Source organism: Actinoplanes sp. NPDC021490 (genome assembly GCF_055562135.1).
Genome location: NZ_JBVHFW010000007.1, coordinates 146,403 through 168,811, shown reverse-complemented (window position 1 = coordinate 168,811; position 22,409 = coordinate 146,403). Strand labels below are relative to the sequence as shown.

General features: G+C 69.7%; 21 protein-coding genes. 8 read left to right on the top strand and 13 right to left on the bottom strand.

The window, feature by feature from the left end; genetic code table 11:
• Positions 1–326: 326 nt before the first annotated feature.
• A complete protein-coding gene (locus tag ACZ3I4_RS20810; protein ID WP_465383613.1) occupies positions 327–2,030 on the top strand; it encodes an amylo-alpha-1,6-glucosidase in 1,704 nt (567 codons plus the stop codon).
• A gap of 80 nt (positions 2,031–2,110) precedes the next feature.
• Here the strand turns inward: ACZ3I4_RS20810 and ACZ3I4_RS20805 are convergent, their stop codons facing one another.
• Both ACZ3I4_RS20805 and ACZ3I4_RS20800 read right to left on the bottom strand, forming a co-directional pair.
• Positions 2,111–3,424 (bottom strand): CE1 family esterase, encoded by a 1,314-nt coding sequence (locus ACZ3I4_RS20805; protein WP_465383612.1) that lies wholly within the window; start codon positions 3,422–3,424, stop codon positions 2,111–2,113.
• A 254-nt stretch (positions 3,425–3,678) separates the two neighbouring features.
• On the bottom strand, positions 3,679–4,566 hold the full coding sequence (locus ACZ3I4_RS20800) for a cupin domain-containing protein (protein ID WP_465383611.1): 888 nt from the start codon (positions 4,564–4,566) through the stop codon (positions 3,679–3,681).
• A gap of 81 nt (positions 4,567–4,647) precedes the next feature.
• Here ACZ3I4_RS20800 and ACZ3I4_RS20795 point away from each other — a divergent pair, with 81 nt between their 5' ends.
• Entirely contained in the window at positions 4,648–5,706 is a 1,059-nt protein-coding gene (locus tag ACZ3I4_RS20795; RefSeq protein WP_465383610.1) for an acyl-CoA dehydrogenase family protein, read from the top strand.
• 14 nt (positions 5,707–5,720) lie between these two features.
• On the opposite strand, the gene ACZ3I4_RS20790 is transcribed toward ACZ3I4_RS20795, so the two are convergent.
• Both ACZ3I4_RS20790 and ACZ3I4_RS20785 read right to left on the bottom strand, forming a co-directional pair.
• Positions 5,721–5,954: a hypothetical protein gene (locus ACZ3I4_RS20790; protein WP_465383609.1), complete on the bottom strand. Its 234-nt coding sequence runs from the start codon at positions 5,952–5,954 to the stop codon at positions 5,721–5,723.
• 14 nt (positions 5,955–5,968) lie between these two features.
• Complete coding sequence (locus ACZ3I4_RS20785) at positions 5,969–6,358, bottom strand: DUF302 domain-containing protein (protein ID WP_465383608.1); 390 nt, start codon at positions 6,356–6,358, stop codon at positions 5,969–5,971.
• A 253-nt stretch (positions 6,359–6,611) separates the two neighbouring features.
• Here ACZ3I4_RS20785 and ACZ3I4_RS20780 point away from each other — a divergent pair, with 253 nt between their 5' ends.
• The 3 genes from ACZ3I4_RS20780 to ACZ3I4_RS20770 all read left to right on the top strand — a co-directional run bounded on the left by ACZ3I4_RS20780 (position 6,612) and on the right by ACZ3I4_RS20770 (position 7,917).
• Positions 6,612–7,175 carry a manganese efflux pump MntP gene (locus ACZ3I4_RS20780; protein WP_465383607.1) on the top strand — a complete coding sequence of 188 codons (564 nt, stop codon included), beginning with the start codon at positions 6,612–6,614 and terminating at the stop codon, positions 7,173–7,175.
• A gap of 118 nt (positions 7,176–7,293) precedes the next feature.
• Positions 7,294–7,701 (top strand): RidA family protein, encoded by a 408-nt coding sequence (locus tag ACZ3I4_RS20775; RefSeq protein WP_465383606.1) that lies wholly within the window; start codon positions 7,294–7,296, stop codon positions 7,699–7,701.
• A gap of 42 nt (positions 7,702–7,743) precedes the next feature.
• Complete coding sequence (locus ACZ3I4_RS20770) at positions 7,744–7,917, top strand: hypothetical protein (RefSeq protein WP_465383605.1); 174 nt, start codon at positions 7,744–7,746, stop codon at positions 7,915–7,917.
• Between the two features lie 26 nt (positions 7,918–7,943).
• On the opposite strand, the gene ACZ3I4_RS20765 is transcribed toward ACZ3I4_RS20770, so the two are convergent.
• Entirely contained in the window at positions 7,944–9,491 is a 1,548-nt protein-coding gene (locus ACZ3I4_RS20765; RefSeq protein WP_465383604.1) for a hypothetical protein, read from the bottom strand.
• 135 nt (positions 9,492–9,626) lie between these two features.
• Between ACZ3I4_RS20765 and ACZ3I4_RS20760 the strand changes: the two genes are divergently transcribed.
• Positions 9,627–10,349 (top strand): MerR family transcriptional regulator, encoded by a 723-nt coding sequence (locus tag ACZ3I4_RS20760; protein ID WP_465383603.1) that lies wholly within the window; start codon positions 9,627–9,629, stop codon positions 10,347–10,349.
• A gap of 6 nt (positions 10,350–10,355) precedes the next feature.
• Here the strand turns inward: ACZ3I4_RS20760 and ACZ3I4_RS20755 are convergent, their stop codons facing one another.
• The 3 genes from ACZ3I4_RS20755 to ACZ3I4_RS20745 form a co-directional block, all read right to left on the bottom strand.
• Complete coding sequence (locus tag ACZ3I4_RS20755; RefSeq protein ID WP_465383602.1) at positions 10,356–11,009, bottom strand: hypothetical protein; 654 nt, start codon at positions 11,007–11,009, stop codon at positions 10,356–10,358.
• A 33-nt stretch (positions 11,010–11,042) separates the two neighbouring features.
• Positions 11,043–12,509: an alpha/beta hydrolase gene (locus ACZ3I4_RS20750; RefSeq protein WP_465383601.1), complete on the bottom strand. Its 1,467-nt coding sequence runs from the start codon at positions 12,507–12,509 to the stop codon at positions 11,043–11,045.
• A 71-nt stretch (positions 12,510–12,580) separates the two neighbouring features.
• Positions 12,581–13,519: a LysR family transcriptional regulator gene (locus tag ACZ3I4_RS20745; protein WP_465383600.1), complete on the bottom strand. Its 939-nt coding sequence runs from the start codon at positions 13,517–13,519 to the stop codon at positions 12,581–12,583.
• Positions 13,520–13,606: 87 nt separating this feature from the next.
• Here ACZ3I4_RS20745 and ACZ3I4_RS20740 point away from each other — a divergent pair, with 87 nt between their 5' ends.
• The gene (locus ACZ3I4_RS20740; protein WP_465383599.1) at positions 13,607–14,560 is read left to right on the top strand and encodes an NAD-dependent epimerase/dehydratase family protein; all 954 of its coding nucleotides are present in this window, start codon (positions 13,607–13,609) and stop codon (positions 14,558–14,560) included.
• A gap of 49 nt (positions 14,561–14,609) precedes the next feature.
• On the opposite strand, the gene ACZ3I4_RS20735 is transcribed toward ACZ3I4_RS20740, so the two are convergent.
• From ACZ3I4_RS20735 to ACZ3I4_RS20720, 4 genes are all read right to left on the bottom strand, one after another.
• Positions 14,610–14,942 carry an STAS domain-containing protein gene (locus ACZ3I4_RS20735; RefSeq protein WP_465383598.1) on the bottom strand — a complete coding sequence of 111 codons (333 nt, stop codon included), beginning with the start codon at positions 14,940–14,942 and terminating at the stop codon, positions 14,610–14,612.
• 216 nt (positions 14,943–15,158) lie between these two features.
• Complete coding sequence (locus ACZ3I4_RS20730) at positions 15,159–15,842, bottom strand: GAF and ANTAR domain-containing protein (RefSeq protein ID WP_465383597.1); 684 nt, start codon at positions 15,840–15,842, stop codon at positions 15,159–15,161.
• Entirely contained in the window at positions 15,839–16,966 is a 1,128-nt protein-coding gene (locus tag ACZ3I4_RS20725) for an ATP-binding protein (RefSeq protein ID WP_465383596.1), read from the bottom strand. Before ACZ3I4_RS20725 ends, ACZ3I4_RS20730 begins: the two co-directional genes overlap by 4 nt.
• A gap of 2 nt (positions 16,967–16,968) precedes the next feature.
• On the bottom strand, positions 16,969–17,589 hold the full coding sequence (locus ACZ3I4_RS20720; protein WP_465383595.1) for a GAF and ANTAR domain-containing protein: 621 nt from the start codon (positions 17,587–17,589) through the stop codon (positions 16,969–16,971).
• Between the two features lie 529 nt (positions 17,590–18,118).
• On the opposite strand from ACZ3I4_RS20720, the gene ACZ3I4_RS20715 reads away from it, so the two are divergent.
• The gene (locus ACZ3I4_RS20715; RefSeq protein ID WP_465383594.1) at positions 18,119–19,759 is read left to right on the top strand and encodes a methyl-accepting chemotaxis protein; all 1,641 of its coding nucleotides are present in this window, start codon (positions 18,119–18,121) and stop codon (positions 19,757–19,759) included.
• Here the strand turns inward: ACZ3I4_RS20715 and ACZ3I4_RS20710 are convergent.
• The gene (locus tag ACZ3I4_RS20710; RefSeq protein WP_465383593.1) at positions 19,756–22,392 is read right to left on the bottom strand and encodes a TIM barrel protein; all 2,637 of its coding nucleotides are present in this window, start codon (positions 22,390–22,392) and stop codon (positions 19,756–19,758) included. The two genes, ACZ3I4_RS20715 and ACZ3I4_RS20710, sit on opposite strands and share 4 nt — an antisense overlap.
• Positions 22,393–22,409: the final 17 nt, after the last annotated feature.

The following is a 22,409-nucleotide window of genomic DNA, read 5'->3' as shown; positions in this document are numbered from 1 at the left end:
CTCCCGAGAGCGCGGAACCGGCCACAGCATCGGGTCTCGGCGTCAATGGACAGATAGTGCACTTCGACCGAGAACCAATTTGTATTTTGTGGTTTAGAAGCATGGTTCTGTACTTCTCCTCGAGGAGGAGGCCGCCGCGGCTCGCGAGGGACACGCGGCAGGCTGCCTGGTCGTGGGCCCGTTGATGGCTCCCGACCTGCGCGACCGTGACGACAGCATCAGCCGGATGCCTGACGGAGGACCGGCAGCACCGCCACCCTCGGCCTGCGCGAACCGTGTGATCGAATCCAACGACCGAACCACCCCTGACGAAAGGCCTCCGGTCCGTGACCACGACCTTCTCCGTCCAGGAGATCCCGTTCAGCTACCCGGGTTCCTGGTTCGACATCTCCCCGGTCATCGCGGAGAAGACCTACGCCGCCGACCTGCATCTGGTCTCACACCAGACCGGCATGCACCCGGTCCTGCGCTTCGAACCCCGTGACGACGGCGGCCGCGTCGAGGCCCGGGTCGTCGCCGGCCCGGCCCGGCTGCGGTGGGAACATCCGGCCGGTGACATCGAAGCGGTCTACGAGACCGCCGACACGGTACGCCTGCGAGGCGCCGGCCTCGGCCTGCGCATCGCGGCGGCGGCCGGGACGCTGACGCCGTTCTCCGGCACCTACCTCTACCGCGATCCGCAGGCTTCGTCGTACGTGTTCACCGCCTACGAGACCGGAAGGCGTTACCGGCTGACCGTGCTCGGCGACAGTTCGCACACCGCGGCCGGGATCGAATCACTCGGCCCCGCCGAGCGGCATGTCGAGCTGCCCGGCGGCTCGGCCTGGGAGGTGGTCATCGAGGAGTACGCAACCAGCCGCGACCCGTACGGCGGCACCGCGACCTTCGACGAGGCGGCCCGCACGACGGCCGACGCGTTCGCCCGGTATCTCGACGCCGTGGCCCCGTGGCGCGACGCCCGCACACCGGCTGCCGAACTGGCCACGTACGTGCTGTGGTCCGCCACCGTGGCGCCCGGCGGGTTCTTCCGCCGCCCCGCCGTCCTGATGTCGAAACACTGGATGGACAAGGTCTGGAGCTGGGACCACTGCTTCAACGCGCTGGCGCTCGCCGGGGGCGACCCCGGCCTGGCCTGGGACCAGTTCCACCTTCCCTTCGACCACCAGGACCCGACCGGCGCCCTTCCGGACTCCGTGGCCCATTCCGAGGTGCTCTACAACTTCGTCAAGCCACCCATTCACGGCTGGGCCTTCGGCCACCTGCGCCGGCTGCTGCCGAAGCCGCTCGACCGTGACCAGCTGAGCGAGACCTATCGGCGGCTGAGCGACTGGACCACGTTCTGGCTCACCCAGCGCCGCGCCCCCGGCCATCCACTGCCGCACTACCAGCATGGGAACGACAGCGGGTGGGACAACGCCACCACCTTCGACGCCGGTCGCGTACTGGAAACCGCCGACCTGGCCGCCTTCCTCATCATGCAGGTGCGAGAGCTGAGCACTCTGGCTGCCGAACTCGGTGACACCGCCGCCGCGGAGCAGTGGACGGCGACCGCCGGGCATCTGAAGACGGCCCTGCTGTCGACCCTGTGGGACGGCCGCCGATTCGTGGCCCGCAACCCCCACACCGGCGAAACGTCGAGCAGCGCCGGCCTGCTCACGCTCATGCCACTCGCCCTCGGCACCGACCTGCCCGACGACATCCGTACGACCCTGACCGAGAACCTCAAGGCCCATCTGACCCCGTACGGGTTGGCCACCGAGCCCCTGGACTCGCCCCTGTACGCCGCGGACGGCTACTGGCGCGGCCCGATCTGGGCCCCCGCCACTCTCCTGATCGAGGACGGCCTGCGGCGGGGCGGCCACGAGGAACTCGCCGACGACATCAGCCGCCGCTTCCGCGAACTGTGCGAGACATCAGGCTTCGCCGAGAACTTCGACGCCGCGACCGGAGCCGGCCTGCGCGACCGCGCATACACCTGGACCGCCGCCGTCTACCTCATCCTCGCCGCGGCCGATCGGCGCCGCCCATAGACGCTCCTGCCGCCTCCGGGGTTCGTACCGGAGGCGGCAGCGATGGCCGCGCTGTGGCCGGGCGGATCAGGGCGCTCGATCTAGGCGGTGGTGCAGGCGTTGCCGTTCAGCGTGGGAGTGGTCGGCGCGCCGCTGTTGCCGCTGTGGGTGGCCTGGTAGCCGAAGCTGACCGAGGCGCCCGATGCGATGACGTTGTTGTAGGCGACGTTGCGGGCGGTCACCCGGCCCGACGCCGGCGAGTAACTGGCGTTCCAGCCGCCGGTGATGGTCTGGCCGGCGGGCAGGTCGAAGGCCAGCGACCAGCCGTCGACCGCGGCGGAACCGGTGTTGGCCACCGTCAGGCTGACGGTCAGGCCGTTGTTCCAGGCGTTCACCGTGGTGGTCACCCGGCAGGCGGCCGTCGTGGGCGGGGGCGAGCTGGGCGGCGGCGACGTGGGGTCGCTCGGCGTCGGGGTGCCCGGCGTGGGTCCGGTGACCGGCGTGGTGGCCGGGCCGAACTGGGTGAGGAATCGCCAGACCTCGTTGGTGGTCCAGGTCGACGAGGCGTTCGGCGATCCACCGTCCACCGGCTCCGGGGTGTGGTCACCGTCGAAAGCGGCCCACTGGACCGGATAGCCGGCCCGGCAGCCCGCGTACGCGGTGGTGATGTGCCGCCCGCTACCCCGCGCCGGCTCGGGCGGGTTCTGGGCGGTGCAGCCGTTGGTCCGCACGAAGGTGTCCCGGATCGCCCGGCCCATCGAGATGTTCAGGACGCTGTCGTAGATGCCGTGGATACCGAAGTAGGCAACGGGCTGGTTGCCGCCCGAGCAGCCACTGAGGTTCGCCCCGGAATAGACGGCGACCGCCCGGAAGACGTTCGGCCGGGCACAGGCCAGCGCGTAGCTCATCGAGCCGCCGTAGCTCCAGCCGAGGGCGAAGCGCTGGGTGGTGTCCACGCAGAGGTCGTTCTCGACGACCCGCAGGATGTCGTCGACCAGCGTGATGTCCCGGCCGCCGGTGTTCGCCCATCCGGCGTCGAGGCCCTGCGGCGCGATGAAGATTGCCCCGTTGTTCGAGGCCCGCTGTTGTCCGTAGAAACTGTTGCCGGCGACCGCGGAGGCCGATCCGTTGAGCCAATGCAGGCCGACGAAGAGCCGGTATTGCAGGTTGGAGTTGTAGTTGTCCGGGATCCGCAGGATGTAGCTGCGGTTCTGTCCACCGCTCTGAATCGTGTAGGTGCCGTTGCGCAGGGTCGGCGCCTTGCCGCAGCCGCCGGTGGCGGCCAGGGTGGCGGGGCGGTCCTGGGCCGAGGCGACGTTCGCGACGGCGACGCCGCTCACGCCGGCGAGCAGGACACCGGCGGCGAGGGCCATGCGGACGAGCCGGGAACTGCGGGGTCTTCTCTGGTCGGGCATGCGAACTCCTGAGGGGATGATGTCGAACCCTTTCGGGCAGGGGGATCGAGCTGCCCGGAAGGCGCATTACTCCAGCGCTGACGCCGTTCAGTTAACGCTCACAACAGCGTGTCGGCGATGTTACGGGAGCGCTCCCATACATTCAACAATATGACTGTCTTGAAAGGGGAAATGACCGGCCAATGCGGCATCGGATCGGTCGTAACCGTTTTTCAGTAACCGCTTTTTATTATGGTGAAAGACCCGCTCCATGATCAGTTCGTCACTGAGGGTGAGCCGGGCGAAACGGAGGCACGATAGCGGCCCGGCGGGACGCCGTAGCGCCGGCGGAACGCGGCGGTGAAGGCGAACGGCGTCGCGTACCCGGTCCGGCGGGCGATCGCCGTCAGCGGCTCCGTCGTCTCGCGCAGCAGCCGGGCGCCCGAGTCGAGCCGCCAATCAGTCAGATAGCCCATCGGCGGGGTCCCGGTGACCGCCGTGAAACGCCGGGTGAAGGCGCTGCGCGACATTCCCGCCAGGTCGCCGAGCTGCTGCACGGTCCACGGCCGGGCCGGCTGTTCGTGGATGGCCCGCAGCGCCTCGGCGATGCCCGGTTCCCTCGTCAGCGGCCAGCGGTCCTGCAAGTGACGCAGAATATGCACGATCATGAGGTCGATCAGCGCCGCCCGGGCCACGCCGCTGCCGGGGCCGGCGTTGGTGTAGTCGTCGCTGAGCATGTCCACGACCGCTCGCAGCTCGGGGTGACGCTCGTAGTGGGGTGTGAAGGCCACCACGTCCGGCAGATGCCGCAACGCCGCGGGCTTGCGGCCGTCGAGTAGCGGATACATGCCGCACAGGAATTCGAAGTCGGTCGGCGCCGGCGGCGGCGGCACCTTCGCCACCGGCGGCAGTTCGGCGAGCGTGCACGGCACACGGGCCACGCCGTGCTCGGCCCCGCCGGCCACGAACACGACGTCGCCGGGCCGTAACGCCACCGGCGCCGCCTCCGCGCTGATCAACCAGCCCTCGCCGGAAACCATCACGTGAAAGCCGACCAGCGGCATCGACGGGAGCCGCAGCCCGTACGGGCCTGTCTCGGTGATCCGGCGCCCGTTGACCCGGCCCACCCGGACGCTGCCGATCGTCTCGGAGATCAGATCCACCGCTCCGATGGTAGCCATACGCGCATGCGGGCGGTCCGCTCGCGTATGGCCGCGCGACCGAGCCGGTGCTTGCCTTGCACCGTGAACGAAATTCTGACCGACAGCGTCCGCATCCTGGTCGCGAACGCGGCGAAGACCGAAGAGCAGGGCCACCCCACCGCCGAGAGCTTGCAGGCCGTACGCCGTACGGGTGCCTTCGCCCTGGGTGATCCGGCCACCGCCACCCGCGCCACCGAGATCGCCGTCGCGCTGGCCACGCTGGGACGGGGCTGCCCGTCCACCGCGTGGATCGCGGGCACCTGCCTGACCAGCAAGTTCATGGCCGCCGGCGTCGCGCACCTCGACGAGGCGGGTGCGAGCCGGATCTTCGCCGACCCGGACGCACTGTTCTGCGGCTCCGGCCGGCCCGGCGGCACCGGAACGCGAGGCACGGACGGCATACGCCTCACCGGCCGCTGGCCGATCGTCTCGGGCTGCGAGGACGCGCAGTGGGCGGGCCTGGCCGTCGTGGTCGACGGCACGCCCTCGTTCGTCATGATCCCGATGACCGAACTCGGTATCGACCACAGCTGGGACACCGCTGGCATGCGCGGCACCGGCAGCCACACGGTGGTCGCCGACGATGTCCTCGTTCCGGCCGACCAGGTCGGCACGTTCTCCGGCCCGCCCGGTCCCGCCGCCATGCTGATCTTCCGCCTCGCCGTGCTGGCCCCGGTGGTCGGGGCGGCCCTCGGCGCGCTCGACGTGATCAATGCGATGTTCGCCTCGGACCGCAAGCCGTACATGACCGAGTACGCCCGGATGGCCGACTCGCCGGGCGCGCGGCACTGGCTCGTTGAAGCGACCGCCCTGACCGGGCGCGCGGAACGGACCATGCTGGCGGTGGCCGCGGAAACCGACGCGCACGCCGAGATGAGCGCCACGGACCTCAGCCGCCTACGCCTGAACCTGGCCGAATCGGCGCGCGACTGCCGCGCGGCGCTCGAGCTGATGCTCGATCTGCACGGGGCGAGCGGCTTCACCGTGGACAATCCGTTGCAGCGGTTGTGGCGCGACGTGGCGGTGGGCAGCCGTCACCCGCTTCTCAACGGCTACCTCGCCACCGAGGACTACGCCGGCGCGCTCACCGGGGGCCGGTAAACGGCTCCGTCGCCTCAGTAGTGGCGGATGCCGTCGGTCAGGATCCGCACCCATGATTCGGTCGCCTGCTCGGGTGAGGGGTTGACCAGATCGAGCGCCGGCACCAGGTGGCACAGCTGACCCAGGGCGATGATCCGGGTGCTGGTCGTCAGCGACGAGTGGATGGTCCGAGCCTCGCCCACCGCGCCGGCCTCAACGGCTGACCACCTACCCGCCACCGCACCGGCCCGCCCGGCAACCGAGGCCATGACCGCGAGGACGTCTATCCCACGGCTTCAGCCACGAGTTGGTCGAGCAGGGCCCGCAACTTGGTCAATACTGGTCGCTCGCCGCCCAGGGCGTACTCGTCGGGAAGGTCGTTGGGGTCTCGGAAGCCGATCCGGGTCTGGCCCGCCTCCGACCAGATCAGGAGCCGCAGCGGAAGGTCGATGCCGCTGCGCGGGTCGGCCAGCATGAGAGCGGTGCCGACGGCAGGGTTGCCGAAGATGAGCAGCACCTCGTCGGGCAACGTCAGGCCGGCGTCGCGAGCGCCGGCCGCATGGTCGATCGCGGCAAACAGGGTGACGTTGCGGCGCTGCAGCGCCGCGGTCACCCGCTGGACGGTGGTGGCGACGTCGTGTCGGGCTGCTGTGGTGATGAGAGGGCTCGGCATGACGGGGGCTCCTGTCCTGCGGGCTACACAATCGACAAGTCGCACGGTAGTCCCAGCCGCCACCCACGCCATCACGGCGGCTGCGCGCGGTCGAGAGGCATGCTCGGCGACGGTACAAGCAGGTGTTCACGGCGGTGTCGGGATGTCCGGGAACGAGGGCCGAGGCGATAGGCTCACGCGGGCGCTCACGCATCGTGAGAGGTAACCGTCGGTAGACTTCGGCAGCTCGTCCGGAAGGCCTTCAAGCACTCCCATGTCGTTCTTTCCGCTGCTGGTCATCGCGGTAGGCGTCTCCGCCGACGCCTTCGCCGTCGCGATCGCCAAAGGCCTGCACATGCGTCGGGTCACCGTACGTGACGCCGGCGCGCTGACGATCAGCTTCGGGCTCTTTCAGGCGCTCATGCCCTTGGCGGGCTGGTTGCTGGGCCGCAGTTTCCGCGCCTACATCACCGAAGTCGACCACTGGATCGCCTTCGGCCTGATGGTTCTCATCGGCGCCAAGATGATCCGCGAAGCCCTCACCCAGCACGACGACGAAGACGGCTTTCAAAAGATCAGCTTGCGCGAATTGCTGGTCCTTTCCGTAGCCACGAGCATCGACGCTCTGGCCGTGGGTATCAGCTTCGCCTTCCTCGATGTGGCCATTCTGCCCGCCGTCGCACTCATCGGGATCCTCACCGCGGCCGTAACCCTGGCCGGGGTCGTCATCGGCCACCGAGCCGGCGGCCGCTTCGGCCGGCCCGCCGAGATCGCCGGCGGCGTCATCCTGATCCTGATCGGCACCCGCATCCTCGTGGAGCACCTCGGCGTTTTCTGATCCCTCCATCCCCGGCCACGGAGCACACCTGCCGGCTCTCCTTGACTGTGTTCCTGGAACAGGGTTTGTACTGGCCGGGAACTCTGCCAACGCAGCGCCCCCACGACGGGAACATCGAATGACGGTCAGATTTCTGCACCCGGACGGACTGCTCCAGCAGACCGACTATTCGCCGGTCGCCGTCGCGACCGGATCCCGGCTGATCCTGCTGGCCGGACAGGCCGGCGTCACCCCGGACTTCAAGCCCGCCGCACCGGATCTGACCGGCCAGGTCCACGCCGCGTTGCGCAACATCATCATCGGCGTCCGCGGCGCCGGAGCCGACGTCGGCGATCTGGCCCGGCTGACCTTCTACATCGTGGACTGGGCGCCGCAGAAGTGGGACGAGGTTCTCGCCGGCATCACCCGGGCGCAGAAGGACGACGGTCTGCCCGCCCCGGCTCCGCCCATCACCATCATCGGCGTACAGGCTCTCTTCACCCCGGATTTCGTCGTGGAGATCGAAGCCACCGCCGTCCTCGACTGAGACGCCGCCGACGTTCCGCCCACCTCACGTGAGGATTTCCGCATGAGGCCGACGGTCGGCCCTGGCGGTCGACGACTGGTGGGCGCCATGTTCCGGTGGCGCGAACTGAGAACGCACAAGCGCGCCATCCGCGCCCTGGCCGATCGGATCGACCAGGAACTGCCGGGACTCCGTAAGGCGTTGGCCTATGCCATCGCGGTGCGCCGAGGCGCATGATCGCGCCCGCCGGCCATTCGCGTACGTCAAATCAGGGGTTGGGCGAGGATGCCGTCCGGCATCGCGGCGATCTCGCACCTTCCCGTCTCCGTGTCCACCCGTACGGCGTCGGACATGCCGGCCGACGTCAGCAGCAGATGCCGGTCGCTTTCCCAGACCATGCGGTTGTTGATCGTGCCGTCCCGGGCCGATGCCGGCAGGGTGATGAAGCGCTGAGTCGCGCCCGCGATGCGTACGGCCGGCGGCGCGGACTGCAGTGCGAACAGGCTGCCCCCTGGTGTGAAAGCGAAGTGCGGTTCCGCGGCTGTCGGCCTTGTGGCACCGCCGGGAAGGGCCAGCCGCAACTGCGCCGCCGGATCGCCGGTCAGCGCCGCGCCGGTGCGCGAGTCCACGGCCCAGATCGTGTCCTCCAGTGGTTGCGGTGGCGTGCCCGGCGTCCATCGCATCGTCAGCCCTGGCCGGCCGCCCGCCGCGAAGTAAACGGTCCGGCCGTGCAACCCGGCGGCTCGTACGGTCAGGTCCCCGGCCGGCCACGGCATGGTGTGCACAATGGCGTCCACGAGGTCGATCAGCCGCAGTCGCATGGAGGCGTCCCGCCCGGTGTGCTTCTCCGTGATGACCAGGTGGCGGCCGTCGGCGCTGAGCAGCACATTCGGCGTGACTTGTTCCCCCAGTACGGCCACGGTCCCGTCGGCTGTGACGTGCAGAACCGCCGCGGTGGTACGGAGAACCATCCCGTGGGCTGTCTCCCAGGCGTTCTGCACCGGTCTGTCGTCCGGCAGCAGGATCGCCGTGGACGCGCCGCCCGGACGGTGAATGGCCGCCCGGCGGCCATCCTGTGACACGACGGCGACCCCGACCGGCGCCCCGCGGCGAACCGGGTGGTCGTGCGGCCCGACCGGCCCACTGACCGGCATCGCGCCCGGCCGGTTGATCGGTCGACGCGGAACCGGCTCGATGCTCGTCAGGGTCCATTGCGCGTCGTAGCCGCGCGCGACGATCTGACCGGCCTGCGTGGCGTCGGCCAGCGCCTGGGTGACGGCCGATTCCGGTACGGCCAGCAGCGCCGCCAGATCCGCGGTGCCGATGACGAGTGGCGCGGTCCAGCGCACGATGTGGACGAGGTCTTCGGCGAGATCCCGCGCCGCGGCCGGCGACCGGACGGTCCAGCGAGGCGGCTCGGTCGGGCCGCCGACGGACCAGAACTGCACAAGTACCTCGTCGGCCGGTCGGCGCACGACCCGCATCCGGCCCGCGCCCGGCCGGGACAAGGACAGGGCCTCCCCGATCGGCCCGTGATCCGGCCAGGCCAGATGTACTTTGCCGGTGACGCTGACAAAAGGCAGGGTCATCTCGTCGAGCCGCTCCCCCACGATCGCGGTGGGCTCGGTGTCGTGTGACTCCAACCGGACGCGGAGGTAGCCGGGTGCCGCCGTCACCGCGGCCCAGCCCGCACCCGAGCACGCGAAGCTGCCCCTGACCCGGGGCGCGTCACGAAACCCGGGGTCGAGGATCAGAAGCAGGCCGTCCATGACCGGGTAGTCGGCGTTCTCGAAGCTCCGGAGGAGGGTCACGGCCTCGAGGCTAGTGTCACCTCACGCAGGCGACAGTGACGGAGAACGCTCGGGCCGGCCGGTGGAGGGCTGTTAGGCTCGGGGTTGATCGCCTGCGGCCGGGTCCGTACCCGATGGGCCGGGGAGGGAATCGACGTGGCTTGGAGCACGAGCGAGCTCGCGAGACTCGCCGGCACCACGGTGAACACCATCCGGCACTACCACCGTCTGGGCCTGCTCAAGGAACCCGATCGCCACCACAACGGCTACAAGCAGTACGAGACAGCCGACCTCGTACGCCTTCTGCGCATCCGGCGGCTGGTCGAGCTGGGCGTGCCCCTGTCCCGGATCGACGAGCTGAGCGCGGGCTCGCCCGAGGCGCTGCGCCAGGTCGACGTCGACCACGCGGCCGCCATCGAAAGGCTGGAGAAGGCCCGGGAGGGCATCGCGGCCATCCTGAGCGAGAACGCGCCGCCCGACACGCCGGCGGGGTTCGAGTCCGTCGCCGGCCGCCTGTCCGAGGCCGACCGCTCGCTCATCCATATGTACACGCAGGTCTTGGACGACCAGGCGCTGGCCGACGTGCGGCAGGCGGTGGAGAACGACGACTCCGTCAACGACGACTTCGAGGCGCTGCCCGCCGATGCCGACGAGGCGACCCGGCAGAACCTGGCCGAGAAGTACGCGCCGGCCCTGGCCCGTACCCTCCGCGACTTTCCCTGGATGGACAACGACCCGATGGCCCATGCGTCGAAGGACAAGTCCGTCACGTGGCAGACGTTGGCCGAAGCGATGCGGGAACTCCACAACGAGGCCCAGCTCGACGTTCTTCGCCGCGCGAAAAACCTGGCCCGCGAGCAACTACGCTCCGAGGGTTGACCGCCGTCAGCCGGCCACCGTGTCCAGCCACCGGTTGTACCGCAGGCGCAGGGCGCGCTCGGTGCTGCCCACCGTCGCGCTGATCCCGAGTGCTGTGTTGAACCAGGCCGACGCGTCGATCGGCGAATCGAAAACACCGAACTGCTCGGCCAGCGGCGGGAACCGGGAGATCGATTCGACGGTCTGCGGGAGGCCGAGGATCAGCGGCACGAGGATCAGGACCAGGGCGGCCACGCCGATCCAGCGGCTGAGCACGGGACGCTCGCGGTCGAGCCGGGCGCGGCGCCCCTCGGCCGAGCGCGGGTCCGGCACGAGTTGCCGTTCGGTCCCGTTGCCGGCGACGAAATGGCACCGCCGGAGGCCGAAAGCCGACGTCTCCACCTCGATGGCGCCGCCCTCGACCGGGAAGACGGCGGGGAGCCTCGCCCGCTCGAAGCGCCGTCCATCGCGGTACAGGTGGGCTTCGGTGTCGCCGTTGTCGTCGCTCTTCATGTGGTTCACCTCGACCGCGTACTCCACCGCCCGGCCCGCGCCGCTGTCCGCCGGAAGATAGAACAGGGACCGGGACAGTGTCTGCCACCAACGGAATCGTCTGAGCGCACGTCCGTCCCCGGGCTTGATGCGCTGGATGGCTCGGCGCCGCCGCCATTCGTCGAACATCCGCCCATTCAAAACTGTGTCCTCGCAACACAGTCAAGCGTTGGGTTCGGCCGCACACGTGACGTCGTGGCGCGGCCGATGCCCGGTGGTGAGAAAGGCGGTCACCGTGTTGTTGGCGCACTTGTTCGTAGCGAAAAGCAGGTACGCCCCGTGGCCACCCTGGTCGGCCGTGACCATTCGGGCCCGGGCGCCGAAGGCCTTTCTGAGTTCGCGGGCTCCCACCAGCGGGGTCCCGGGATCGCGAAGGTTCTGCACCAGAAGCACGTTCGACGGTCCCCGGTCACCGATGCGCACCGGCTGCTCGACCGGGGACGGCCAGAACGCGCACGGCCCGATGTTGGCCGCGGCCGCACCGATCAGCGGGTGCGTGACCCGCTGGACCGCTACGTCACGCTGGTAGGCGCGCGTCGACCTCGGCCAGCGGGAATCACCGCAGATGACGTGAAGGCGACTCGAAATCAGGTTGTCGACGTTCGCCGGCGGCGGCTCCGGAGGCATCGGCTGGTTCGTGTCGAGCGCCTTCCACATGGCGGCCAGCGCAGGCATGCTCGCGTCGGAGTAGAGGTGGTCGAACGTGATTCCGCGGAACAAGGAGCCGTCGATTCCTTGCACCGGCGTCCTTTCCAGCCGCCCGGCGAGGTCGAAGAACTTGGCGCGTACCTGCTTCGGCGTGGCGCCCAGCCCGTACTGCGGATGGGCGGCCGCGAACTTCGCGAAGTCCGGGAACCGATCCTCCAGGCCCCGGCCGAACCTCTGCTGGGCGGTGCGGTCGTAACCACCGGGCCCCAGGTTGCTGTCGAGCACGAACCGGTCGCTGCGCTGAGGGAACAACGTCGTATAAACCGAACCGAGATAGGTGCCGTACGAGGTCCCGAGGTAAGAAATTTTGGGCTCGCCCAGCGCTTCGCGGATCCGGTCCATGTCCCGGGCGGTGTTCGCGGTGGTGATGTGGGGCAGCAACGCGGCCGTCTCCGCCGTCGTGCACTGCCGGGCGATCGCCTTCGCAATCGTGGCGTCCTTCAGCACTTCGGCCGCATCGCTGGGGTACGGGAGGTTTCGCCGCGCGATCTGCTCCGGCGTCACGTCGCAAGTCACCGGCGTGCTGTGGCCGACACCGCGGGGGTCGAACCCGATCACGTCGTACCGGTCCTGGACGCTTGTGGGCAGAGGCTGCGGCGACAAGTCACTCGCGAGCAGGCCGGGGTAACTCAGTCCGCCCGCGCCGGGGCCGCCCGGGTTGGTCAGCAGGACACCCCGGCGCTGCGACAGGTCTTTGCTCTTCAGGCGGGAGACCGCGACGTCGATCTGCCGGCCCCGCGGCTTCCGATAGTCGAGCGGGACCTGGACTGTCGTGCATTCCAGTCCGGGCAACGCGCTGTCGGCCGGGCACGACCCCCACTGCGGGCTGCTGACCGTCGTCGCCTCGGACACTCCGAGCACGGGCAGCACCGAGGTCGCCGCGACCACGGAGGCGAGCAGCACCGACAAGGTTTTTCGCATCTGGCTTTCCCCACTCGAGGCTGTCCGGACGGGTGGACGCACTCAGTGGAAACCCTGTCCTCGCCACACGGTCAAGGGAGTGGAGATGTGGGCCGGGGCCTCTGGTGACCGTCGAGCTGGTTTTGCACATCCCGGGGCACCCGGACCCCGCGGGTCCGCAGATCGGCGATGAAGCGGGCCGCGAGCGGGTCGGGCTCTCCCGGCGTCACCGCGACCACCTGGCGGCTCCACCGGGGTGAGAAGGAGCGGACCACGCCCGGGAAGCCCGCGCTGACGGCACTGACCGGACTTATCGCGATGCCGAGGCCGGCCGCCGCGAGCTGCGGCGCCGCGGAGGTGACCGACGTTCTCAGCACCGGATTGAGGCGGATTCCGGCGGCGCTGAGCGACCGGTCGAGCCACCTGCTCAAGCCGTTGTCCGGAGCGAAGTGCACCAAGTCCTCACCGTCGAGCTCGGGCAGCTGCACCGACTGCCGCTCGGCCAGCCGATGGTCCTTCGGCGCCGTCAGCACGATCTCCTCCTCAGCGATGACCGTGGAGGGGAAACGGCCGTCCGCCGGGCCGGGCAGCACCCATACATCGACATCCTCGCCGTCGGCGGAGCCGAACAGGCCGTCCGGCGTGACCGCCTCCCGGATGCCGATCGCCACATGCGGATGGTGGCGATGCCAGGCGCGGATCACCGGGGCGAGCAACGGCACGGTCAGGCTCTGCGCGCAGACCAGGCGCAGCGATCCGCCCTTCGCCTCGCCTGCGGCCCGGGCCGAGCGCACCGCTGATGCGGCCGCGTCGAGGGCTCGTCGGGCGTCCGCGACGGCGGAGCGACCGGCCGGGGTGAGCGAGACCCCTCGGGCTTCCCGGCGCAGCAGGGGTGTGCGGGTCTCGCGTTCCAGCGCGGCGATCTGCTGGGACACCGCGGGTTGCGACGAGTGGAGCAGCCGGGCCGCCTCGGTGATGGATCCGGTGTCGGCGACCGCGACCAGACATTCGAGCGCACGCAGGGTAGCCATTCAGAAATCTTATCGGAGACAGCCGGAACATAAATGCAGCTGAGGGAAGCAATGCCGGTCACGCGTTGCTGGAACCAGGCAGAGATCATGACCAGCGAGGAGAGCGACATGGCACAGACGTTCATCACCGGCGGTTCCGGCTTCATCGGCCGGAGCCTGATCCGGCGGCTCGTGGCCGAGGGGCACGCGGTCAAGGTTCTCGTCCGCAGTGAGGTGTCGGCCGGCGTCGTGGCTGCGCTGGGCGCTGAGCCGGTGCGCGGCGAGCTGACCGATCCTGATACCTGGCGCGCCGGCGTCGAGGGCAGCGAGGTGCTGTTTCACCTGGCGGCGGAGACGGACATCACGGCTGAGCGGGAGCGGCAGGAGCTGGTGACGGTGGGCGGCACCCGGGCCGCCGTGGAAGCGGCCCGGCTGGCCGGGGTGGCCCGTTTCGTCCACTGTGGCAGCGAATCCGCCCTCCTGGCCGGGGAGCCGCTCGTCGACGTCGACGAGAGCGCGCCATTGCGACCCGACTCGGAAGCCGCGTACTGCGCAACGAAGGCGGAGGCCGAGGCGTTGGTCCTGGCCGCGAACGCGCCGGGGTTCGCCACCGTGTCGATCCGGCCGCGGTTCGTGTGGGGCCCCGAGAGTTCTCTGGTCGAAGGTCTCGTGCACGCGGCCCGCAACGGCGAGTTCGCCTGGATCGAGGGCGGCCGGCACACCACCGACGTCACCTTCGTCGACAACGCGGTCGAAGGTCTGGTCCGGGGATGGCTGCGTGGCCGGCCGGGTCAGGCGTACTTCATCACCGACCAGCACCGTGTGATCCTCCGCGAGTTCCTCGAGGACAACTTCGCGATCTACGGGCTTGACGCCACGATCCCCGACCTGGACGCCGCGACCGCTGCCCGCGTAATTCCGGTTCCGGCGCGCTGGTTCCTGGAGCAGACCTGCACGCTGCGCACCGACAAGGCCATCGCCGAACTCGGATATCGGGCCATCGTGTCGCAGGTCGAGGGCTTGGACGCCGTACGGAAGGCGGTCACCCGCAGCGCCGCCTGAGGTCCGCGCCGCTGATCGGGCGGGTATGGGGTGAGAACCCGCCGGAGTGTTACACGACGCCGGCCGGCGGGTCGTCGGCCGGCCGATAGTTCAAGGAGGTTGCCGCCGCGGTGAGCTTGATCAGCCAGTCCGCCTCGACCGATGCGGCGACCACACGCACCGACCGGCCCGCCGCCGACGCTCGCGCGGCCACCTGCAGCAGCACGCGCAGACCGGCGGCGTCGCAAAAACCCAGCCCGCGCAGATCCATCCGGATTTCCGGCGCCCGGGAGCGGTCGATCAAAACGCTCAGCTGGGTGCGGGCGGCATCAGCGGTGGAGAAGGTCAGTTCACCGGTAACCGCAAGGGTGATGCTTTGAACGGCTGCGGTGTCCGCGACCACCCATACCGCTGCGGCCGGATCCGAAAACGATGTCATCTTGGCCTCCTCTGCGCACAGTCGGCGGCAAACCCACAGTGACCTGCATCTACGATGCCGTTGCCCGTACGCGGGGACTGCCGGGAGGCATGCGACGGCTCGCATCAGCGAGGCGGCATACCCGCCCGTGCGATCCTTAAAGGCCGGTCTTTCGAGTAATCACCGGTGAGGGCGGCACGACTACCCCGACAGCGCTTCCGCGGCGTCGGCCAGTGAGACCTCGGCCGCGGCGGCCCAGACCCGTAACCGCAGGTAAGCCTCATCGGCATCGAGCTGTTCGCGGGCCATGATCACACCGACGGCACGCTGAACAGTTGCCCGGACCGCCAAGGCCCGGGCGAGTCCGGTCAGTAGCTGCTGTCCGCCGGCGTCGATGCCCGCCGGCCGGCTGTCATCGGACATCTGACCTTCGGCGTAGACCAGGCGGGCACCCTCGATGAGTGGGAGCATCGCCGCGGTATCCCGGCTGTAGAGGTTGAGCACGGCGATCGGCGTCCCGCTGCCGGCGAACAACGGCACTGACAGCGAGGCCTGCAGGCCCAGAACGTGGGCTGCCTGGTAGAACCGTGGCCACGACATCGTCGCCGCGACGTCGGGCACGGGCACCGGCGCACCCGTCTCGGCGGCCTGCACACACGGTCCGGCTTGCCCGGAGTACTGGGCCTGGTCCACCGCCCGAGCCAGCTCACTGCTCGCGGCGACGGTGGTATAGCCGCCCCCGCGCCACGCCGTAATCGACGCATAGTGGACGCCCGACACCGTATCGGCCGTCAACCGAGCGGCCGTCGTGAGATGCACGTCAACAATGGACGCATCGTCCGGCGTCCCGGCCAGAGCCACCAGGATGCCCACCAGCTCGCTCATCCGTGCTCGAGCGACGCCGGCAGCCGGTAGTGCAACAGCATGCGGGTGCCTCCCGTGGGGGAGGCGGTGATGTCGGGGCTGCCGAAGACGTGACTGATCACCCAGAGGCCCCGGCCACCGCTCGTACCGCCGGGCAGGCTGACCGGCATGGTCACCTCGGCCGGGAAACCGGGCCCGTCGTCGCTGATCTCGCACCACAGGCTGCCGGCGTGTGACCACAGCCACAGCCGGCCGCAACCGCCGCCATGACGTACCGCGTTGGCCATCGCCTCATGGATGGCCAGCACAAGCTCGAAGCGTGAAGGGTCATGCAGGCCGGCGGCCGACAAGCGTTGACGCACCACGGCCCGAAGTGCTGTCAGCGTATGAGAGTCGAAGCGACGGACCAGGGGAGCCGGATCGAGAATCGCGCCCGGGCCGGCCCCGGCGACGGCATGATCTGCTTCCAAGACCATCCGGGCGGCCTCCACCAACGGCCGGCCGACACGCTTGCTGTACCGCAGGAGCTCCCCCTGAGCGGCGTCGATACCGATGCCCAGACGCTCGGCGACCACCCCCTTGGCCCGCTCGATGAGCACCCTGCTGTTCAGCACGTGGCGCAACTGCTCCCCCAGCACCTGCCGCTGAGCGAGCGAGCGGTGCTGCAACAGGCCGACCGTGCTCACGTTCGCCAGTGCCTGCCCCAGCCGGACCTCGTCGCCGCCGAGCGCCCCGGGCTGCGTACGCAGGAGGGCAAGCACCCCGATGACCTCGCCGCGCAGGCGCATCGGCAGCGCGTACACCGACCGGAACCCGGCGGCGCAGGCTTGCCGGGCGAATCGCGGCCACCGCCCGTCACCGGGCGCGAGACCGAGAACAGCCACCGGCTCGCCGGTAGTGAAGCTCGCCGCGCACGGTGCCGCTTGGATCTCGAACAGCTCCAGCAGCCGCCCGTACTCCGCCGAAGCCGCCGTCAGCCGTAACGCTCCGCCCTGGTCGGCCACCAGCACACCGGCCGCCTGCACGTCCAGAAGTTGCACGCACCTGCCGGTGAGCAGATGCAGAAACTCGACCACATCGATGTCGGTGACCAGCGTGTCGGACAGCTCCATGAACGCCTCGGCAACCGCTTGTTCCCGCGACATGCTCACCTCGTCCCATTCCCATCATCGACATCGCGATGCTGCGGGCCGTCGAGCTCGTCGAAGCGCAGCCTGCGAGCCACCACTTCGTCGGCCACCTCGTCCAACTCGCGCTCGGCCGCGAACGCATAAGCACGCAGACGGGTGAACGCCTCGTCGGCCGGCACGTCCAGCTGCACACTGACCATGCCGGTGGCCTGATGCACCACCGCCCGCTGCGCCAGATAGCTTCCGGCTCCCCCACCGCCGGTTGTCCCGTCACCGGCCAGGACCTCGGCCAGCAGCAGGTCGGTGACCGCATCGGCGAAATCCCACGCGTCTGCCAGCAGCTGACCCTCCACGGTGCCCGCATCGCCGCTGTACAGATCGAGCACCCCGACACTCAGCGGGCCGGCCCGCAGCGGGAGCGCGAACACCGCCCGCGCTCCCGCCTGCAGGGCCGCCCCGGCGAACGCCGGCCATCGGCCGCGCCACTCCGAAGCCTGCAAATCACCGGCCAGCACCGGGCTGCCGGTGTCGAAGGCATCCCGGCCCGGCCCTTCACCGAGCAGGAGTTGCAGCTGCTCCACCCGCGCACTGACCGCGTCGCTGGCATAGCGCACCTGCTGCGGCGCCGTGGCCGTCATCACCGCCACCCCCACACCCCGGATGCCGGGGAAATGAGCCACGCACGCCTGACACAACGTGCTTACATCCGGGCCGTACGCCGAGATCAGCCGATCCACCCGGGGCCGCCGCGAAGAGCTAGTCACCACAACCACGGCGGGCCTCGCTATACCGCATACGCCGGTCGCCGACCATCTCAGCAAACCCCCAACCCGGCCCGGAGCCACCGCGCGGCCGACCAGGCATCACGACCGCCGGCCGTCTCACCGCGACAGCATCGTCCGCATCTATGGCAGAACCGCCACGAGCCTACGCCCGAATCACCCACCGGAAAGTAACCCGTTCGGGGTCTAGGGACCGGGATGCCCGAAGCGCCTCGCCGGGGCCAAGACCTTGGGGAACGCCGCGGGAGAGGTTCGACGCCGACGATTTGGGCGAATGCGACCCGCGTCGAACGGTCTGCTTTTACCGTGACGTTGTGGGGCACCGGGCAGTAAAGCCGTAGGGCGTCCGGCCGGCCGGTCAGCGGCGCAAGAGGAGACAACGAAGATGGCGATGGACGCGCGTGGCGGCTTGCTGGGGTGGTTCGCGGATCGCAAGGTCACCACCAAGCTGGCCGTCCTGTCCACGGTTCTGCTCGCGGTCGCCCTGGTGGTCGCGGTCACCGGCTATCGATCGACGGTTTCGCAGCGAAGCCTGGTCGAGCAGCTCGGCGACCTGCGCGTCGTGACCCACGAGCTCGACACGCTGAAGACCAACAATGCGGATTTCAGTGGCTACCAGATCAGTTACGCCTGGGACGCGAGTTTCATCGGAGGCGCCAAGGCGGTAGATCCGCAGGCCGAGAACCGCAAAGGCTTCCTCGACATCGTCGCCGCGATCAAGGCGAATCTCGCCGCCATCCACACCGATCACCTCACTGCCTCCGAAAAGGCTCAACTCACCACCTTGCGGGACCTTTTCACTCAGCTCTTCGCCGAGGACGACAAGGTGGCGGCGACGTACCAGAAGAACACCCGGCAAGCCGTCGACCAGGCCCGCAAAATGATCATGGGCCCGTCCTGGACGCTGTACTTCAAGATCGTCGAGGTGACGAACGGGCTCGCGGACTCCGTCGACACACGCAGCCAGGCGGTGCAGAAACAGGCTCGTGAGGCATCAGCGGCGGCCATCCGGGGAATCGGCCTGGCGCTGGTGATCGGCATCGCGCTGGCCGTTGCGCTCTCCGTGCTCGTGACCCGGCTCATCGGCCGTCCGCTGGCCCGGGTCTCCGAGGTGGTGCGGGCGCTCTCTTCCGGCGATCTCCGGCCCCGAGCCGCCGTACGGCAACGCGACGAGATCGGGCAGATGGCGGCGGAACTCGATCAGGCCCTGGACGGGTTCGGCGACATGGTCGGCACCCTCATCGCCAGTTCCAGTTCGCTGAACAACTCGGCGAACCATCTGCTCACCGTCAGCAGCCAGATCTCGACCGCGGCCGAGGAGACCTCCACCCGAGCTGACGGCGTGTCCTCCGCGGCCGGCACCGTCTCGGAAAACGTGCAGACGGTCGCGGCCGGGTCGGAGCAGATGGGCGCTTCGATCAGGGAAGTCGCCCACAACGCCGCCCAAGCGGCCAACGTCGCCCGTTCGGCCGTGCAAAGCGCCGAGTCGGCCACCGCCACCGTCTCCAAGCTGGGCACCAGTTCCTCGGAGATCGGCAATGTGATCAGTGTGATCACCTCGATCGCCGAACAGACGAATCTGCTCGCGCTCAACGCCACCATCGAGGCCGCCCGGGCCGGGGAAGCGGGCAAGGGATTCGCGGTCGTCGCCACCGAGGTCAAGGATCTCGCGCAGGAAACCGCCAAGGCGACCGAGGACATCGGCCGACGGGTTCAGACGATCCAGGGCGACGCCAACGCCGCCGCCCACGCGATCACCGAGATCACCGGGGTGATCGAGCAGATCAGCGACTTCCAGGCCACCATCGCGTCCGCGGTCGATGAGCAGACGGCGACCACCGGCGAGATGAGTCGGAACGTGAGTGCGGCGGCCAACGCTTCGGCGGACATCGCCGCGAACATCGGTCGGGTTGCCTCAGCCGCACGGGACACCGTACGGGGCGTGGAGGACACGAAACAGTCGGCCGGCGACCTGGCCCAGGTGTCGAACACCCTTCAGGCGACCATCGCCCGGTTCCGCGTCTAGGATGCGTCGAGGTAGCGGCGGGCCGCGGCCAGGGACAGGCGTGCGTGTTCCTTGGGCCCTACGGAGGCGACGGAGTCGGCTCGCGGAATCTCCAGGGCGTACGGGATGCCGGAGGGCAAGGCGTCGAGGATGCCGTGCACGTCGATGCCGCCGTCGCCGGGGAAGAGCCGCTCGAAGCGGGCCGTCCGGATCAGGCCCTCGTCGGTGGCCGGGATGGCGGCGAGGGCGTCGCAGACGTGCACGAAGTGGAACCACTCGGCGGGAAGGCGCCGCAGTTCCCGCACGTCGGACTGTGACCGGGCGAAGTGCAGCAGGTCGACGAGGATGCCCGCGTTCGGCTGGCCGGCGGCGCGCAGCACCCGGGCCGCCTCGTGCAGGTCGCTGGTCTGGGTCCAGGACGGGAACTCGAGGTCGATGATCAGCCCGAGCGGACGGGCCATCTCGCAGAGCCGCGCGAAGTTGTCGACCTTGCGCTGGGGATCCGGGTCGGGAAGCTGGCTGATGACATGCCGGGCGCCGAGTTCGGCTCCCGCTTCCAGGACGCGCCGGAAGGTTCGCGGGTCGTCGTCGGGGCCGATGCGGGCCAGTTCGATGTCGAGGACTTCGATGCCGGTGGCGGCCAGCCGCGCCTTGGTGGTCCGCATGAGCGCGGGATCGGTGGTGAGCGGGTGGTTCGGCTCCTGGGGTGTCACCCGGGTCAGGCGCAGCCCGACGTAGCGGTACCCGGCCTCGGCCGCCGCATCGACCAGATCGGGCGGGGACAGGCTCAGCGCGGTGAGATGGGCCAGGGAGTAGTCCCGCCGGCTGTGCCGCATGGCCGCTATCCGGCGCTCGCGGTGGCCCGCCATCCGCACCGGCACGCTGTTCGGGTCGCCGAATCCCCGGTAGTTCCCGATTCGCTGCACCACTTCGAAGAACACGCGCGAGCCGACCACCGCGGTATAGAAGTGCAGGTAGTCGCCGTGCTCGTCGCGGTCGAAGAGCACCGAGCAGGCACGCATCTCGGCCAGCAGACCGGCCGGCAGTTCCCAGTGCGTGTCGAGGTAGTCGTAGTAGTTGCCGGGGATCGGCAGGACGGTCGCGCGCAGCTGTTTCGCCGCGGCGATGGCGTCGGTCGTCGCGAACGCGATGTGCTGAGGGCTGTGGACGCCCGGCGCCCAGTCACCGCGCCGCATGAGCGCGGCGTTGAGCGCGATCCGCACCTGCCCGGACGGGTCGGTGAACGCCCGGCTGCGCACCATGCCGAACGGCGCGGCGAGTTCCTGCGGCTCCCCGGGCCGCAGACCGAAGACACACCGGTAGAACAGCGAGGCCTGGTCGAAGTCGTCAACGGTCTCGGTGAGCGCCACGTGGTCGATGCCGGCAGTCCACGCGACGCCGCTCGGCGGCTCGCCGGTGGCCGCGAAGTCCGCCGTCCAGGTGTCGCCGTGGCAGAAGAAGACGGCGGTGCCGTCCGGGGCGGCTACCGAGTTGAGTTCGGCTTCGCCGGGCCGGCGACTGCGCGGCAGCAGCGGGGCCAGCAACCGGTCGGCGCGGCGGGCGGAGCCGGCGGGATCGCTGCCGGCGACGCCGAGCGCGCAGATGGCCGCGGTGCCCGGCGCGATGGCCTGGTGCGGCGCCGCGTTGAGCAGGATCCGGGCGTCGCCCTGTTGCCAGAGGTCCACGGGTTTGGAGCGGTGCCGTCCGGTCCGGGTGAAGCCCAGGTCGGCGAGGAGCCGGCCGACTGCCGGGCCCGAGTCGTCGTCCACGCCCAGTTCGACGAAGGCGTATCCGCCGAGCTCGGCCGTGGGTGGCAGGCCGGCCGTCAGTGTGCGCAGGGCGCGCATGCCATCGACGGCGATCTGCCACGGGTCCATCTGGCGGTAGATGTCGTTGCCCACGGCCAGCGACAGCGGGCCACCGTATCCGGCGTCGTCGACCCGCGACAGGAACCCTTCGAGGTCCAGGACGCCAAGACCGGGGAAGAGCCGGTGGTGCCGGCTGTCCTCGGCCGTGCTCGCGCCACGGTGGGCGTCGGCGACCCGCACGTGGACGAGACGGTCGCCGGGAACGGTCGCGACCACGCTCGCATCGTCGGGCCCGGTGAGGACGTGGAAGCTGTCCAGACCCAGGCCGAGTGCGGGGTGGCCGGTCCGGCGCACGATCTGCCACGCGTGACCGGTGGTGCGCACGAATCGGCCCCACGGCACCGCCGCGTAGGCCAGTCGCAGGCCGTGCTCGCCGGCCAGCGAGGCCAGACGTGACAGTTGCGCCGCGGCCTCATCGTCGTCGTCGAGCACACCGGAGCCGGACGAGCGAATCAGCACGGTCCGTACGCCGAACTGCTCGAGCTGGGCGAACTCGCGACCGGCCCGCCGCAGCACCGTGGTGAAGGTGTCGGCGTCAGCGGGTTCGAAGTCCCACGACGACCGGTAGACGTCGGCGGTGAGGCCGCGGTCCGCGCACTCCTGACGCAGCCGCGACGCCGTCCACGGCGACGCAATGAGGTCGGTGCGGCCGAGTTCGATGCCGTCGAACGACGCTGCCGCGGCCGCGGCCATCTTGTCGGCCAGGGTGCCCGACAGGCTCTCGGTCGAGATGGTCAGACGCTGCACCCCAGCGGCCGGGCGAACACGCGAGTCGATGGCGCCCACGGGACCTGCCTCCTTGA

What these genes read in the sequence shown, in the direction of transcription:
- ACZ3I4_RS20745 (WP_465383600.1), bottom strand. Translation starts at nt 13,519, where the DNA reads ATGGCTACCCTGCGTGCGCTCGAATGTCTGGTCGCGGTCGCCGACACC.
- ACZ3I4_RS20785 (WP_465383608.1), bottom strand. Translation starts at nt 6,358, where the DNA reads ATGCCGAGCCCTCTCATCACCACAGCAGCCCGACACGACGTCGCCACC.
- ACZ3I4_RS20750 (WP_465383601.1), bottom strand. Translation starts at nt 12,509, where the DNA reads ATGCGAAAAACCTTGTCGGTGCTGCTCGCCTCCGTGGTCGCGGCGACC.
- ACZ3I4_RS20730 (WP_465383597.1), bottom strand. Translation starts at nt 15,842, where the DNA reads ATGAGCGAGCTGGTGGGCATCCTGGTGGCTCTGGCCGGGACGCCGGAC.
- ACZ3I4_RS20725 (WP_465383596.1), bottom strand. Translation starts at nt 16,966, where the DNA reads ATGTCGCGGGAACAAGCGGTTGCCGAGGCGTTCATGGAGCTGTCCGAC.
- ACZ3I4_RS20780 (WP_465383607.1), top strand. Translation starts at nt 6,612, where the DNA reads ATGTCGTTCTTTCCGCTGCTGGTCATCGCGGTAGGCGTCTCCGCCGAC.
- ACZ3I4_RS20775 (WP_465383606.1), top strand. Translation starts at nt 7,294, where the DNA reads ATGACGGTCAGATTTCTGCACCCGGACGGACTGCTCCAGCAGACCGAC.
- ACZ3I4_RS20740 (WP_465383599.1), top strand. Translation starts at nt 13,607, where the DNA reads ATGACCAGCGAGGAGAGCGACATGGCACAGACGTTCATCACCGGCGGT.
- ACZ3I4_RS20805 (WP_465383612.1), bottom strand. Translation starts at nt 3,424, where the DNA reads ATGCCCGACCAGAGAAGACCCCGCAGTTCCCGGCTCGTCCGCATGGCC.
- ACZ3I4_RS20720 (WP_465383595.1), bottom strand. Translation starts at nt 17,589, where the DNA reads ATGACGGCCACGGCGCCGCAGCAGGTGCGCTATGCCAGCGACGCGGTC.
- ACZ3I4_RS20715 (WP_465383594.1), top strand. Translation starts at nt 18,119, where the DNA reads ATGGCGATGGACGCGCGTGGCGGCTTGCTGGGGTGGTTCGCGGATCGC.
- ACZ3I4_RS20790 (WP_465383609.1), bottom strand. Translation starts at nt 5,954, where the DNA reads ATGGCCTCGGTTGCCGGGCGGGCCGGTGCGGTGGCGGGTAGGTGGTCA.
- ACZ3I4_RS20755 (WP_465383602.1), bottom strand. Translation starts at nt 11,009, where the DNA reads ATGTTCGACGAATGGCGGCGGCGCCGAGCCATCCAGCGCATCAAGCCC.
- ACZ3I4_RS20770 (WP_465383605.1), top strand. Translation starts at nt 7,744, where the DNA reads ATGAGGCCGACGGTCGGCCCTGGCGGTCGACGACTGGTGGGCGCCATG.